General features: G+C 66.7%; 15 protein-coding genes. 9 read left to right on the top strand and 6 right to left on the bottom strand.

The features are described from left to right. Positions 1-12 precede the first annotated feature (12 nt). Positions 13-1,683 carry an alpha-amylase family protein gene (locus tag AB4Y74_RS13375; protein ID WP_441799547.1) on the bottom strand — a complete coding sequence of 557 codons (1,671 nt, stop codon included), beginning with the start codon at positions 1,681-1,683 and terminating at the stop codon, positions 13-15. Positions 1,684-1,784: 101 nt separating this feature from the next. Then, complete coding sequence (locus AB4Y74_RS13380) at positions 1,785-2,102, bottom strand: DUF5652 family protein (protein WP_441799548.1); 318 nt, start codon at positions 2,100-2,102, stop codon at positions 1,785-1,787. Between the two features lie 157 nt (positions 2,103-2,259). Here AB4Y74_RS13380 and cls point away from each other — a divergent pair, with 157 nt between their 5' ends. Then, positions 2,260-3,732: a cardiolipin synthase gene (cls, locus tag AB4Y74_RS13385; RefSeq protein WP_441799549.1), complete on the top strand. Its 1,473-nt coding sequence runs from the start codon at positions 2,260-2,262 to the stop codon at positions 3,730-3,732. A 34-nt stretch (positions 3,733-3,766) separates the two neighbouring features. Here cls and AB4Y74_RS13390 read toward each other — a convergent pair whose 3' ends face one another. The 4 genes from AB4Y74_RS13390 to AB4Y74_RS13405 form a co-directional block, all read right to left on the bottom strand. Then, the gene (locus tag AB4Y74_RS13390; RefSeq protein ID WP_441799550.1) at positions 3,767-4,522 is read right to left on the bottom strand and encodes an SDR family NAD(P)-dependent oxidoreductase; all 756 of its coding nucleotides are present in this window, start codon (positions 4,520-4,522) and stop codon (positions 3,767-3,769) included. A 10-nt stretch (positions 4,523-4,532) separates the two neighbouring features. Further along, positions 4,533-5,399 (bottom strand): phosphatase PAP2 family protein, encoded by an 867-nt coding sequence (locus AB4Y74_RS13395; protein ID WP_441799551.1) that lies wholly within the window; start codon positions 5,397-5,399, stop codon positions 4,533-4,535. A 109-nt stretch (positions 5,400-5,508) separates the two neighbouring features. Continuing rightward, entirely contained in the window at positions 5,509-6,669 is a 1,161-nt protein-coding gene (locus AB4Y74_RS13400; RefSeq protein ID WP_441799552.1) for a benzoate/H(+) symporter BenE family transporter, read from the bottom strand. A gap of 64 nt (positions 6,670-6,733) precedes the next feature. After that, a complete protein-coding gene (locus tag AB4Y74_RS13405) occupies positions 6,734-7,033 on the bottom strand; it encodes a hypothetical protein (protein WP_441799553.1) in 300 nt (99 codons plus the stop codon). A 78-nt stretch (positions 7,034-7,111) separates the two neighbouring features. Here AB4Y74_RS13405 and AB4Y74_RS13410 point away from each other — a divergent pair, with 78 nt between their 5' ends. The 8 genes from AB4Y74_RS13410 to AB4Y74_RS13445 all read left to right on the top strand — a co-directional run bounded on the left by AB4Y74_RS13410 (position 7,112) and on the right by AB4Y74_RS13445 (position 13,576). Continuing rightward, the gene (locus tag AB4Y74_RS13410) at positions 7,112-7,684 is read left to right on the top strand and encodes a TetR/AcrR family transcriptional regulator (protein ID WP_441799554.1); all 573 of its coding nucleotides are present in this window, start codon (positions 7,112-7,114) and stop codon (positions 7,682-7,684) included. A gap of 111 nt (positions 7,685-7,795) precedes the next feature. Then, entirely contained in the window at positions 7,796-8,212 is a 417-nt protein-coding gene (locus tag AB4Y74_RS13415) for a DUF7144 family membrane protein (protein WP_441799555.1), read from the top strand. A 561-nt stretch (positions 8,213-8,773) separates the two neighbouring features. Next, a complete protein-coding gene (locus AB4Y74_RS13420) occupies positions 8,774-9,346 on the top strand; it encodes an alternate-type signal peptide domain-containing protein (protein ID WP_441799556.1) in 573 nt (190 codons plus the stop codon). Between the two features lie 49 nt (positions 9,347-9,395). Next, positions 9,396-10,349, top strand: a complete 954-nt coding sequence (locus tag AB4Y74_RS13425) for a hypothetical protein (RefSeq protein WP_441799557.1) — start codon at positions 9,396-9,398, stop codon at positions 10,347-10,349. Next, positions 10,346-11,044, top strand: coding sequence for a signal peptidase I (locus tag AB4Y74_RS13430; protein WP_441799558.1), 699 nt, complete (start codon positions 10,346-10,348; stop codon positions 11,042-11,044). Before AB4Y74_RS13425 ends, AB4Y74_RS13430 begins: the two co-directional genes overlap by 4 nt. Continuing rightward, complete coding sequence (locus tag AB4Y74_RS13435; RefSeq protein ID WP_441799559.1) at positions 11,044-11,430, top strand: hypothetical protein; 387 nt, start codon at positions 11,044-11,046, stop codon at positions 11,428-11,430. Before AB4Y74_RS13430 ends, AB4Y74_RS13435 begins: the two co-directional genes overlap by 1 nt. 154 nt (positions 11,431-11,584) lie before the next feature. Beyond that, entirely contained in the window at positions 11,585-12,568 is a 984-nt protein-coding gene (locus AB4Y74_RS13440; RefSeq protein ID WP_441799560.1) for an aldo/keto reductase, read from the top strand. Between the two features lie 54 nt (positions 12,569-12,622). After that, a complete protein-coding gene (locus AB4Y74_RS13445) occupies positions 12,623-13,576 on the top strand; it encodes a glycoside hydrolase family 6 protein (protein WP_441799561.1) in 954 nt (317 codons plus the stop codon). Positions 13,577-13,729: the final 153 nt, after the last annotated feature.

Below are 13,729 nucleotides of genomic sequence, written 5' to 3' on the forward strand. Positions count from 1 at the left end.
GCGCGGTGGCTCTCAGTACAGGTCGATGTCGTCCAGCGCCGTGAGTCGCAGCCAACGGTAACCGTAGGCATCGAGGGAAACGGTCAGCGCCTTGCCCTCGACAGGAACCTGTATGCCGGTGAAGACGTCGGTAAGTCGCCGGTCGTCCGCTGTGGCCGGGAGGGTGAGCTGCACCTCCCGGGGCTCGGACGCGAAGTTGTGCAGTGCGATGATCTGTCGGTCGCCCACGGTCAGGGTGTGCGCCAAGACCGCCTTGTCGGGCTGCTCCAGAACGTCGAACGCGCCCCAGCCGAACTCTCGTCCGTTGCGGTAGTGCCGGATGAGGGTGCGGATGAATGCGAGCAGCGAGTCCGGATCCCGCCGCTGGTCGGCGACATTGACGTGTTCCGGGCCGAACCCGCCCGAGGTGACGGCTCTACGAAGCTTTGATGTCGGCGCGGTCGAGAAGCCGCCGTTTCGATCGGCGTTCCATTGCATGGGAGTGCGGACCGACAACCGCCCGCCGACATCGAGATTCTCGCCCATCCCGATTTCTTCGCCATAGAAGAGCACCGGTGTTCCCGGGAGGGAGAACATCAGGCTGTAGACCATGCGGATGCGGCGCGGATCGCCCTGGAGCATGGGAGGAAGCCTGCGCACCAACCCGCGGTCGTAGACCTGCATCCGTTTTTCCGGACCGAACGCGGCGAAGACTTCGGCGCGTTCTTTGTCGGTGAGCTTGTCGAGGGTGAGCTCATCGTGGTTGCGCACGAAGTTCGCCCACTGGATATCCGGCGAGCCCTTGGGGCGGCTGAGGAGTGCTTTCGCCAGGGGGCGCGCGTCGCCACGGGCGAGCGACAGGTACATCTTCTGCATGCTGATGAAATCGAACTGCATCGTGAGTTCGTCGCCCTCCTTTCCGCCGAAGAAGGTGTTCTGGTCGCTCCGGGGGAGGTTAACTTCGCCCAGCAGGATCGCCTGCCCCGAGCGCCGGTCGAGGAACGATCGCAGGTCGCGAAGGTAGGCGTGCGGGTCCGGCAGCAGTGCTGCGCCGTCGACGATGCCGGTCGTGTCGAGAAGGAACGGCACAGCGTCCACACGGAATCCGGACACCCCCAGCTGCACCCAGAATCCGACGATCTTGGCGATCTCATCGCGCACCCGCTCGTTCGTGATGTTGAGGTCGGGTTGCTGACGGTAGAACACGTGCTGGTAGTACTGCCCGGCCTTCTCGTCGTACTGCCAGTCACTGGTCTCCTGGTCGGGGAAGACCGGTTTGGGCTGACGTTTCGGCGGTTCGTCCCGCCACACGTAGAAGTCCCGGTAGGGCGAGTCGGGGCTCGAGCGTGCGGCCTTGAACCAGGGATGCTCGTCCGAGGTGTGATTCACGACGAGGTCGACGATGACGCGCATCCCGCGATCCTCGGCGATTCGGATCACCTCCACGAAATCCCCGAGATCCCCGAGCCGCCGATCCACACCGAGGAACTCCGAGATGTCGTATCCGTCGTCCCGGTCGGGCGATGGATAGAACGGCATGAGCCACAGGCACGTGACACCGAGCTCCTCCAGGTAGTCGAGCCGGCTCGCGAGACCACCGAGATCTCCGATGCCGTTGCCATCGCCGTCCATGAAAACCTCGACGTCGAGGCAGTAGATCACGGCGCTCTTCCACCACAAGTCGCTGGTATCGCTGACCTTCATCGCTGCTCCACCGCCGATTCTTTCGCCAGTCCGGACGTCCGGCCCCGGTTCACGCTATCGGCAGCCGTGAGTGGCGGGCTACCCCGGCGGGCGGCTCGAGTTCATGGCCCGGCTGGCCCGCGCGGTTCGTCCCAGTGTCCGCCCTGTTCCGGCTCGCCGGTTGCGGCGAGGATGGCCTCCTCGACCAGCCGGGCGTTCGGCCGTCGGTGCAGTGCGAACAGGTAGACGGCATCCAATACGCCGAGCGTGTTCGTCAGCAGTAGGGTCACGAACCACGGCTTGCTGCCGTTCCTGGCCGCTCGCCAGAGTGACGCGCCTTTCCAGGCGAGACTCCAGACGATGACCGCGACGAAGAGGGCGCGGCGAGCCGGCGGTATGTCGGGCATGCGCATCCCGAATGGGCCTGTGTTGTTTCTCATGGGCCCCATTGGACTGCCGTTGCCGGCCGGGTGGCAAGGGGACCGCTGAACGCATCATTGTGCGCTCGCCCAGCCTGACGGCAGACTCAGCCTCGGAAGGGAACGCACATGGATGATCGCACCGGTGTTGCAGACGAACCAGCCCGAGGGCTGTCCGGTGAATGATCAGCTTCCACCGCTCATCGGCGGCATCCTGATCCTCGTCGACCTGGCGATCCGCATCGCCGCGTTGATCATCGTGCCGAGGGACCGCAAGCCGACGGCCGCCATGGCCTGGCTGCTCGCCATCTTCCTGATCCCGTTCATCGGCATCATCCTGTTCCTGCTCATCGGCAACGTGAAGCTCCCCAAGAAACGGCGCGAGAAGCAGGCCGAACTCAACCGGATGATCGCCGAGCGCGCCTCGGAGGTCGAGCTGGCGGGCGACCGCTCGGCCTGGCCCGACTGGTTCGCGGGTCTCGTGCGTCAGAACCAGAGCCTGGGCGCCCTGCCGGCCGCCAGCGGCAACAGCGCGACTCTGATCGGCGACTACACGACCTCGATCGACGCGATGGCCGCCGAAATCGACACCGCCACCCGTTTCGTGAACGCCGAGTTCTACATCGTCTCGTTCGATGCGACGACGAAGGGCTTCTTCGCCGCGATGGAACGCGCCGTGCAGCGCGGGGTAGCGGTCCGCCTCCTCGCCGACTACGTCGCCTCGCGGCGGGTGGCCGCACACGACGAGACCTTCGCCGAACTGGATCGCATCGGTGTGAAATGGAGTTACATGCTGCCGGTTCGCCCCTTCAAGGGCGAATACCAGCGACCCGACCTCCGCAATCACCGCAAGCTGCTCGTCGTGGACGGCCGGGCGGGGTTCATGGGGTCGCAGAACCTCATCGACCGCAGCTACAACTCTCCCAAGAACATCAAGCGCGGACTGCAGTGGCAGGAGCTGATGACACGGGTGACCGGGCCGATCGTCGCTGCGACGAACGCCGTCTTCCTGTCCGACTGGTACCTCGAGACCGGTGAGCTCCTGGAGGCGGAGGCGAACGTGCCCGCCCGGGATGTGCCCGCAGACCCGTCGCCGGATGCCCTGGTCTGCCAGGTGGTACCGAGCGGCCCCGGCTACGTCGGCGAGAACAACCTGCGCCAGTTCCTCACCCTGGTCACCTCCGCCCAGCACACGGTCATCATCACCAGCCCGTACTTCGTACCCGACGAGGCGATGATGTACGCCATCACCTCAGCCTGCGAGCGCGGCCTCGAGGTGCAGCTGTTCGTCTCCGAGATCGGCGACCAGGGATCCGTCTGGCACGCCCAGCGCTCCTACTACAAACCGCTCCTGCAGGCGGGCGTGCAGATCTGGCTGTACCCGGCCCCGTTCATCCTGCACTCGAAGCATGTGTCGATCGACGACGATGTCGCGGTGATCGGGTCGAGCAACATGGACATCCGCTCGTTCGCCCTCAACTCCGAGGTGACGCTGCTCGTGCGCGGCGAAACGTTCGTCGCTCAGATGCGGGCGGTCGAGCAGGGCTACCGCGACGCCGGCCGCCGGCTCACCCTCGAAGAGTGGGAGAAGGAGCCGGCGTCCGCCACCTTCCTGGATGGGGTCGCCCGGCTGACGTCCGCACTGCAGTAGTCGCGCACACTGGCCCGCACCCTCCGCGACCCGGTCAGTGAACCGAGAAACCGCCGTCGACCGCGATCGACTGCCCCGTGACGTAAGCCGCCGAAGGGCTTGCAAGAAACACGGCGGCGCCCGCGAAGTCTTCAGTGCGGCCGTTGCGACCGACAAGCGTCCGTGCCGCGAGTGCAGCCACGGTCTTCGGGTCGGCGCTCAGCCTCGCATTCAGGGGCGTCTCGACGAATCCGGGAACCAGCACATTGGCCGTGACACCGTACTTCGACCATGCCTCCGCCTGCGAGCGGGCCAGCCCCTCGATGGCAGCTTTGGACACACCGTAAGCGCCACTGGACGCGAACGCTCGATGCGCTTGCTGGGAGCTGATGTGGATGATTCTCCCGAAACGTCTGGACGCCATCGCCGGAGCCAGTCGTTGCCCGAGGATGAACGGCGCATCCAGATTCACTGCCATGGTCGCATCCCACGTGGCTTCGTCGAGGTCAGCCATCGGCGGCCTCAGATTCACACCCGCGGAATTCACGAGGATGTCGACATCCCCAACCTGGTCTGCCAACTCATGGACGCCGGATCTCGTCGCGAGATCGGCCTGGATTCCTCGCGCGGAGCCGTCGGCTGCGAGAATCTCATCGACCGTGGCGGAGATGGTCGACCACGTCCGGGCAGCAATGACAACACGGGCTCCCGCCCCGGCCAAGGCGACCGCGATAGCCCGACCGATGCCGGAACTGCCACCCGTCACCAGGGCGGCTCGTCCGTCCAGCCCGAAGAGTGATTCCAGCGCCACGTGGGCAATGCTAGCGACCCGGCATCGCCTGCGACGGGGCTTGCGCGGGGGCAACCGGTTCGCGGCGGCGCTGGACCGTCAGGTAGAGGCGGTGGGCGGTGATGATCAGGGTCAGCCAGGCGGCGCCGAGGGCCCACGCAGCGAGGACGTCGGTGAACCAGTGGTGGCCGAGATACATCCGGCTCAATCCCACAGTGAAGGCGTAGAAGCCGGCGCCGCAGATCAGGAGCACGCGGGCGTGAACGGAGTGGCGTCTGAGGATCAGCAGGTAGGCGATGATGCCGACGACGACGACCGCGTTCAACGTGTGGCCGCTCGGGAACGACGGCGAGAATTCATACGGCGGCACAGCGTCCGTCAGCGGTGGGCGATGCCGGCCGATCAGGTCCTTTCCCGCGATGGTCATCAGGAGTGAGCCGGTTCCCGCAGCGGCGATGAGCAGTACCGGAGTCCACGAGCGACGGCGCAGAGCGAGCACGAGGATGGCCGTCACCGCGATGATCGGCATACCGATCTCGCCGGCGATATCCGTGTAGCCGATGGTGAAGGCATTCAGCACGGGCGAGCGCAGGTGCATCGCCGCGTTCAGGACGGGCAGGTCGAGGCCGGCGACGCCGTCCTTGTCCGTGACAGCGTCGTACACCTGCGCCGCGATCAGGGTGAGAACGACGGCCAGCGTCATCCCGACGACGAGGGTGATGATGAGCGCAGCGTTCGCTCCCAGGCGGGCGCTGATCCAGTGCGCGAATCGTGCCAGTTGCCGACCGAGCGGCGTGTACCAATGCGTGAGGTCACGGTCGCCCACGAAGCGGTCATCGGTGACCTCACCCCGGACACCGGTCTCATGTGGATCTGGGGTCAGCGGGGAACCGGTCATTGCTCGCATTGTGCCCGCCCGCCTTCCTTCCGGATACCGTCGCCGGCTGAGTAAGCGCTCAGAGCACGGGCGTCATCCGATGGGCAGCGCGCTGAGTGGGCGTTCTGCGTCAGCTCGGCGTCATCGGGAGTCGACGATCCAGCCACCACATCGTGATCGCCCCAGCGATGAGGCCCCAGAGCGCCGATCCGATTCCGCCCACGACAACACCGGACACAACGACGAGGAAGGTCACGATCGCCGCGATCCGGTGCCGCACGTCCTCCAGTGCGGCCACGATGCTGCTGACGAGCGCTCCGAGCACCGCCAGACCGGCGACCGCGGTGACAAGGATCGCGGGCGCAGCACCGATCAGCGCAGTAGCCAAACCCGCAGCCGCACCGAGCGGAAGATAGAGCAGACCGTTCGTCAGAGTTGCGATCCACCGGCGGGATGGGTCGGGCGACGACTCCGGCGACGCCATGATCGCTGCGGTGATCGCGCCGAGATTGATCGCGTGGCCGCCGAACAGGGCCGCGCCCGCCGAGCCGAGGCCCTGGCCGACCAGCGAGAACCGTGGCGGCGCGACATAGCCGTAGGTCTGCATCACCGCGAATCCCGGAACGTTCTGACCCGCCATCGTCACCACGAACAGCGGCAGCCCGACGCTCAGAATCGTGAACGGATCGAATGTGGGGGCGACGAACACAAGTTGCGGCGAGATGGCGGCCCCACCTATCCAACCGGTTCCCGCGGCCACGAGTATTGCCACAACGGCCACCAGCATGGCCGCCGGCACTGCCCACCGCGGCGCGAGCCGGAACAGCACTAGCCAGACGACCACGATCGGGACAGCGTACTGCGGCAGGGTGGCGACCGCCTTCACAGGCGCCAGGCAGATCGGCAACAGCACTCCGGCGAGCATCGCACTGGCCAGCGGTCGCGGGATACTCGCGATCGCACGGCCGAGCCGCCGCCATAGTCCGGAGAGCACCATGAGTGCCGCCGACACCACGAACGCGCCGACGGCGTCCGAGAAGCGGGTGCGCCCACCGGCCGCAGCAAGCAGCACCGCGGCACCCGGCGTAGACCACGCGATCGCGAGAGGCACTCGCAACCAGAGCGCAGCTGCCGTGCTGACGACGGCAATCGCGATGCACACCGCGAATAGACCCGATGACGCCTGGGCGTCCGTGGCGCCGACAGAATGCAGACCAGCGATGACGATGACGAAAGACGACGCAAACCCCGAGATGGCCGCGACGAACCCGGCCGAGATCGGCTGAAGCACGGATGTCGAAGCGATAACAGAGAGCTTATCTTTTCCCGCACCTCGACTACCGCGGGGACAGAACTCAGTGGCTCACATACCCGCTCGCGAACGTGTCGTCGACGAGCGTGTAGTACCGCGTGCCACGGCTTTCCGAAGACAGCGCCCACGTCCGCTCGAAGCGGCGTCTGGCGGTGCCGTATTCGATGACGATGCGCTCAGCAGCAGTCGGCAACTGCGAACTCCACTGCTGCGGGGCGCCGAGGCCCTCCGCCTGCAGTACGACCTGCGGAGCCGACGCGGACGAAGCTGCGGTGAGCTCCTTGACCTGCACGGAACTCAGGCGTGCCTCGGTGACGGGGCGGGTGATCATTTCGATGTTCATCGCGAACCTCCAATATAAACAAACGTTTAGATATAAACTACGCCTGTCAGAGGCAGAGCACAACTCGGGAGGAACGACGTGGCACGACGGTATGACCGGGTCGAAAGCGAACGCCTGTTGGTGGAGGCGAGCATCGTCGAATTCGCCCAGAGCGGGATCGGCGGTGCACGCATCGAGAAGATCGCCGACCGCGCCGGGGTCAACAAGGCGTCCATCTACGCCTACATCGGCAACAAGGAGGACCTCTTCGAGGCCGCGTTGCAGACCAAGCTCGGGGAACTCGCGCACACCGTCGCGATCCGGTCCGACGACGTCAGCTCCTACGCCGTCGACCTCTTCGACTTCCTCACCGAGGACCCGGTGGTCGCCTGGTTGTTCGAGCAGGAGGCGCTGTATTACGGATCCGCAGACGTGCCTGCGTTCGAGGCGAGGGCCGGCTATTTCCAGTCCCGCGTCCACGCTGTACGGGAGGCGCTGGGTGAGGGCGGGGACGCCGAAGCGACCTACTTCGCGATCATCGCCATGTGCTACTGGTTCGTGGCTGCACCGCAGATGGTGCGAATGGTGTTCCCTGACGTGCCGGAGGCCGAGGTCAAGACCCGGTATCGCGAGCGCATCAGGGCGACCGCCCGCTCCATGCTCGCCACCTAGGGGCCGGCGCGATCGCAAAACGCTGCATAGCCAAACACCTCCGAAGCACTGCATCATGCGGCCAGATGGGCAAACGCGCATTGTGAATGACATTTGGGGAGGTTGGTTCTGATGACTCGGACGGAAACTCACGACGCTGCTCAGCGCTCAGGCTGGGTCGGCTGGATCTACTTCGCAGGGATCGTGCTGTTGATCGGTGCGGCCATCGACATCATCTATGGCCTCATGGCGATCATCGGCCCGAACACGGCGTACTTCGTCGGCGCGCAGGGCGGCGTCGCATCGTTCAACGTCGCCGGGTGGGGATGGTGGTCGCTGATCATCGGCCTGGCCATGGTCGTGCTGGCGTTCTTCCTCCTGACCGGCCGCACGTGGGCTCGCATTCTCGTCACGATCGTCGTCGCGATCAACGCGGTGAGCCATGTGCTGTCGCTGCCCGCACAGCCGTGGTGGGCGATCATCATGATCGCGCTCGACGTGTTGGTGATCTACGCGGTGACGGTCCACGGCAGAGAACTCCGCTCCTGACGACGGTTTTCTCGCCGTGCTGTGATTTCCACCGCGTTAACCAGCGCGTGCGAAACTCGCGCTACCGGCAGAAATCGCTTCATGAGCGGAGCGGATGCTGAAGGCCGAACCACATGATGTGGTCGGCATAGGCGTGACCGCCGATTCGGCCGCGGGGGTGGCCACGGCGGTCACGCCGCCTGGGCGTTAGGGGCGTACTGGAACGCAACAATCGAGCGCGTCCCCCGTCAGGACGCGGCTAATGAGCGCCAGCGGGGCAGGCGCGCAGCTTTAGAGCTTGTGTACAAAAACCGGCGCGACGGATGGCTTCCCTTTGGGCGCTCCAGCAAAGGTGACCCCCGTTCTGGGTGTACAGAACGGTCTTGTCCCCCATAATGCGGACAAGTACTCTCATCTCTGAGCCGACGTGACCGCCCGACATTCGGTCGCGGGTGGCTCGATGTAGGGGAACCCATCCCCTCGCTCTACGTCGACCCGACGACGCGGCACCCCGTTGCGCTCCTCTCGAGCGCGCACGCTTGCGCCTGCCGGGTCCTGACCCGAACAGAATGTGAGTGTGTGATGAACAGGTTCCTGAAAGGCGCGATCTCCGGGGCGGCGGGAGTCGCCCTCCTCCTCGGGGGAGCCGGATCCTTCGCCCTCTGGAACGGGACCGCCAGCGCTGCGGCAGGCACCGTGCAGTCTGGGACGATGACGATCGCGAACACCCCCGGTTCCACGCCGGCCTGGACAGTCACCCACGGCGGCGTGACGACCGCGATCGCGTCGATCGGCGCCTTCCGCCTCGTTCCGGGCGACACCCTGACCCTCACACAGAAGGTCGACATCTCGGCCTCCGGCGACAACCTCTCCGCGATCCTGAGCCTCGACCCCACGTCGATCGTCGTTGGAGGCAACGCCGCGAGCTCGGAGCTGGCGAGCGCTCTGGCGCGGACCGCGACCATGACGATCCCCGGCACCCTTCCCGCCGGGCTCACCGCGGGCCCGGCGCCGTACTCGTACAAGGTCACGGGTGCCCTGGGCACGAAGACGGTCACCATCGTGCTGAGCGCGCCATTCGACGCAGCAGGCACGGCCGCGCAGGGCGGCACCATCGATCTGACAAAGCTCGCGTTCAAGCTGGCACAGCAGTAGCAGGGCGAGCGCAACCAGTCAGGCGAGCATCCGGGGAGGGGAGGCGATGATGTCCGATGTGCGAAGGGGATGGAGTGCGCTGCGCACAGGCGCATTGGCCGCTCCCGCGCTCGCCGCTGCCATTGTCGTCGCCGCCCTCCTCCCCGGGACCGGAAGCTACGCCCTCTGGAACGGCGCTACCACCACGGATGCCGGGACCGTCACGGCGGCCACCGTCTCGGTGACGGAGACAATGGCGCCGTACCTCGACGTCGCCTTCCGATCCGGACGCACCAGCGCGACCGGAGGCGTGCTCGTCACCAACACGAGCAGTGTCACCGCGTCCGTGACCACCGTCGCGACACTCGGTCCCGGCAGTTCCGCCCCTCTGGCAGCAGCCATCGCGGTCCTCGCGTGGCCCACCGCGAGCACCGCATCCTGCACCGCCTCCGCCGTGGTACCACCAACCGCGTACTCCGCGACGTGGGCGTCGGCGGCGGGTGTGCCACTGACCGGCACGCTCGGCCCCGCCGCCCTCGGCCCCGGCGCATCGACCGGCTACTGCGTACGGACGACCATGAACGTCGCGTCGGCCTCCGGAATCGCCAGCGGGTCGGCGATCGACATCGCGATGACAACGACGGTGAGCGCCGGCAGCACCTGGTCGAGCACGGCGACCACCGGCGCCAGACAGTCATTCGCCGACGACCTCGCTCCGTCCGCGCCGACGGCCCTGACCGCGAGCGCCACTGCCGGCTCGAGCGACGGAGTGGGCCTGTCGTGGGCGGCCGCGACAGACAACGTGGGCGTGGTCGGATACGACGTGTACCGCAGCGGCGCGGCAGCACCGATCGGCTCCACCTCCTCAACGACGTTCACCGACGACGGCGCAGCCGCCGACACGGAATACACCTACTCGGTCGTCGCTCGGGATGCCGTCGGCCTGACGTCGCCGGCAGCCACGTTGGTGGTCGGGCCGACCGCAGCAGCCCCGGCCTCCTCGCCGGCCCCGGTGACTCCGTGAGGTCCACGAAGACGAAGTCCTTACTGGAGTACCTCGGCATCGGACTGAGCGCCGGACTCCTCGGCCTCGTCATCCTGGTCGCCCTCGCCGCCATCGTGGTGCCGAAGGTCGCCGGAGCGACCCCCGCGACCATCCTGACCAGCTCGATGGAGCCCACGCTTCCGCCCGGCACCCTGGTCATCGTGAAGCCGGTGCCGGTGCAACAGATCCGCATCGGCGACGTCATGACCTACCAGCTCCGCTCCGGCGACCCGGCCGTCGTCTCGCACCGAGTGATCGCGATCACCCGGTCGACCACCGGAGGGCTCACGTTCACCACCCGAGGCGACGACAACGCGGAGACGGATCCCCCGGTCATCCCGGCCCAGGTGCGCGGAGTCGTCTGGTACAGCGTGCCGCTACTGGGCTATGTCAACAGCGCCCTCGACCACGGGCAGCGCTCGTGGATTCTGCCCGCCCTGGGTGTGCTGCTCCTGCTCTACTCCGGCTACATGGTCCTTCGCGGCGCCCTGGCGACCGCCTCCAGGCGTCGGGCGGACGCTCAGGCGCGCACCGACGCCGATGCCCTCGGACGCCCACTCGAGCCCCGACCCGAAGTGGGGGCTGCCCCCGCGGAGCCGGCCATGAGAGCGTCAACCCAGGATCACTCCGATGTGCTCCCGCACTTTCGAACCCGAATCGAAGGACAACGATGATGACCTTTTCAACTGAGGCCCCTGTCGACCCCGACGCAGCCGCTTCGCTCGCGCATGTGATGCTCGAGTCGGAGATCCAGGCGCGGATCGCAGCCGTCCGCGAGCTCGCCAAGCAACGCAAAGCCATCCACGAGGCGCTCGCGGCTTACGAGGAAGGCTGGAACGCGGCGGTCAAGGAAGGCTGGACGGTCGAGCAGCTTCAGCAGATCGGCCTGAAAGAGACCCCGTTCGAGACGTCCGCCGACGCGCGCCCAGCCGTTGAAGCCGTCACGCCGTATGCGGCGCCGGTGGCCATCAGCACCGAGTACCGGTCGGACGTCTCCACGACGCCGAGCTACGACACGCCCTCATTCGGTGGCCCGGTGGCGGTCCCGTTCAACGGCTGAGCGCCGGGAGACGAATCTCCCCGTCCCGCCGGCCGGTTGCGAGAGTGATCCTGTTGCGATCGAGTTGGAATCTACGGCACGCCAGAGCGGTGGGGCCGCCCGCCCGAGGCGAATAGAGTCGGACCACCCTTCCCGATGAGCAGAGGAGCTTCACGTGCGCACGGTCAGACTCGGTAAGAGCGGTCTTGAGATCAGCGGGCTCGTGCTCGGGATGATGTCGTACGGCGACCCGGAACGCGGCGGCCATCCGTGGAGCGTCGGCGTCGACGAGGCGCGGCCCTTCGTGCGCCGGGCTTTCGAGGCGGGCGTCACGAGCTTCGACACAGCGAACGTGTACTCCCTCGGCTCCAGCGAGGAGATCACCGGCGCCCTGCTGGCGGAACTCGGGTCGCGCGAGGACGTCCAGATCTTCACGAAGGTGAACGGGCGAATGCGCGACGGGCGAAACGGCGCAGGACTCTCTCGCGCCGCGATCATGCACGAGATCGACGCCTCGCTCACTCGTCTGGGAACCGATTACGTGGACCTGTACCAGATCCACCGCTTCGATCGGCACGTTCCGATGGAGGAGACGATGGAGGCGCTCAACGATGTGGTCAAGGCGGGCAAGGCGCGCTACATCGGCGCCTCCAGCATGTGGGCGTGGCAGTTCGCCGAGCTCCAGCGGGTCGCTGAGCTGAACCATTGGACCCGGTTCGTGTCGATGCAGGACCAGTACAACCTGCTCGATCGTGAAGAGGAGCGCGAGATGCACCCCTACTGCCGAGCCACCGGTATTGGTGTGCTGCCTTGGAGCCCGCTCGCGCGTGGCCGGCTCACCCGCCCGTGGGATGCTCCCGGCTCCGGCACGCGTGCCGACAACGACGAGTTCGGCAAGACGTTGTACCGCGCGCAGGAGGAGTCGAATCGCGCCATCGTCGACGCGGTCGCCGCCGTCGCCGCCGAACGGGATGTGCCGATGGCGCAGGTCGCGCTGGCCTGGGTGGCCGGGCGTGACTCCGTGACCGCACCGATCGTCGGCGCGACCAAACCCCACCACATCGACGACGCGGTGGCGGCTCTCGAGCTCGCGCTCACCGACGACGAAGTAGCCCGTCTCGCGGCGGCCTACACGCCCCGGGAGCCTGCCGGGTTCTGACGGCCTCCGAGCTATGGCGGTTACCCGTTGGGGGAGGCTGCCGATAGTCGGAGTATGCGTACTCTGGTGGCTTCCCTGGCCGCGGCGGCCGTCGCGATGGCCACGTTCGCAGCCGCGCCCGCGCCTGCCGATGCTGCCTTCGGAAGCCGGCTCTACGTCGACCCGTACAGCGACGCGCGGACAGCGGTCGATAGGCTGACGGCGTCCGGCGACGATGAGGCCGCTGCCCTCATCGAGCAGATCGCCAGCCAGCCCACCGCCGTCTGGCTCGGGGACTGGTACAGCCCGACGCTGCTTCTCAGTGTGATCCAGCGGCACCTGCGGGCGTCATCGGCTCAGGGGGCGACTCCGGTCTTTGTGACGTACGCCGTGCCGGACCGCGACTGCGGTGGTTACTCGGCAGGCGGGTTCACAGCGGACGCCTACCTCGACTGGAACCGTCAGGTCGCCGCCGCGCTGGCCGGAAGCCATTCCGTCGTGCTGGTGGAACCCGACTCCCTCGCGATGCTGTCGAGCGCGAAGTGCGCGGGAGTCGCTGACACGCGGCTGCCACTCATCCGGTCGGCCGTCGACATCTTGAATGCGGCCGGCCTCACCATCTACCTGGATGGAGGCAATGCCCGCTGGCTGTCCCCGGATGCGCAGGCCGCGTACCTGAGAGCTGCGGGGATCGCCTCGGCGCGCGGATTCTTCACGAACGTTTCGAACTTCGACGCGACACAGACCGAGAGGGACTACGCCGGAAGGGTGTCATCCAGAGTCGGTTGGAAGCACTTCGTGATCGACGTCTCGAGAAATGGCCACGGCTGGACCGGAGGCTGGTGCAATCCGCCGCGAGCTGCTCTCGGGCAGAACCCGCAGATCACAGAATCGTCCGCTACGAAACTCGACGCGCTGCTCTGGGTGAAGCATCCGGGTGCGAGCGACGGCGGATGCAACGGCGGTCCGCCGGCCGGCAGCTGGTTCGAGTCGGCTGCGGAGGCTCTGGTCCGGGGAAAGCTGTCCTGAAGCAGCCCCGTGTCGAGTGTGAGGCTCTTGTCACGGACGGAACGGGTCGCTCACTATGGGGTCGTGGCAGGCGAGGTGGTCTCGTTGCCGAACACGCGCGATGTTCGAGAAGGCCGGCTTCGCTTTCGAGCGTCACATCGGCAAGAGCAAAAC

The sequence above is a fragment of the Leifsonia sp. RAF41 genome (assembly GCF_052114085.1).
Classification (GTDB): Bacteria; Actinomycetota; Actinomycetes; order Actinomycetales; family Microbacteriaceae; genus Leifsonia.

Coding starts and splice junctions, on each gene's coding strand:
- AB4Y74_RS13415 (WP_441799555.1), top strand. CDS start 7,796: ATGACTCGGACGGAAACTCACGACGCTGCTCAGCGCTCAGGCTGGGTC.
- AB4Y74_RS13380 (WP_441799548.1), bottom strand. CDS start 2,102: ATGAGAAACAACACAGGCCCATTCGGGATGCGCATGCCCGACATACCG.
- AB4Y74_RS13395 (WP_441799551.1), bottom strand. CDS start 5,399: ATGACCGGTTCCCCGCTGACCCCAGATCCACATGAGACCGGTGTCCGG.
- AB4Y74_RS13375 (WP_441799547.1), bottom strand. CDS start 1,683: ATGAAGGTCAGCGATACCAGCGACTTGTGGTGGAAGAGCGCCGTGATC.
- AB4Y74_RS13420 (WP_441799556.1), top strand. CDS start 8,774: ATGAACAGGTTCCTGAAAGGCGCGATCTCCGGGGCGGCGGGAGTCGCC.
- AB4Y74_RS13435 (WP_441799559.1), top strand. CDS start 11,044: ATGACCTTTTCAACTGAGGCCCCTGTCGACCCCGACGCAGCCGCTTCG.
- AB4Y74_RS13425 (WP_441799557.1), top strand. CDS start 9,396: ATGTCCGATGTGCGAAGGGGATGGAGTGCGCTGCGCACAGGCGCATTG.
- AB4Y74_RS13445 (WP_441799561.1), top strand. CDS start 12,623: ATGCGTACTCTGGTGGCTTCCCTGGCCGCGGCGGCCGTCGCGATGGCC.
- AB4Y74_RS13405 (WP_441799553.1), bottom strand. CDS start 7,033: ATGAACATCGAAATGATCACCCGCCCCGTCACCGAGGCACGCCTGAGT.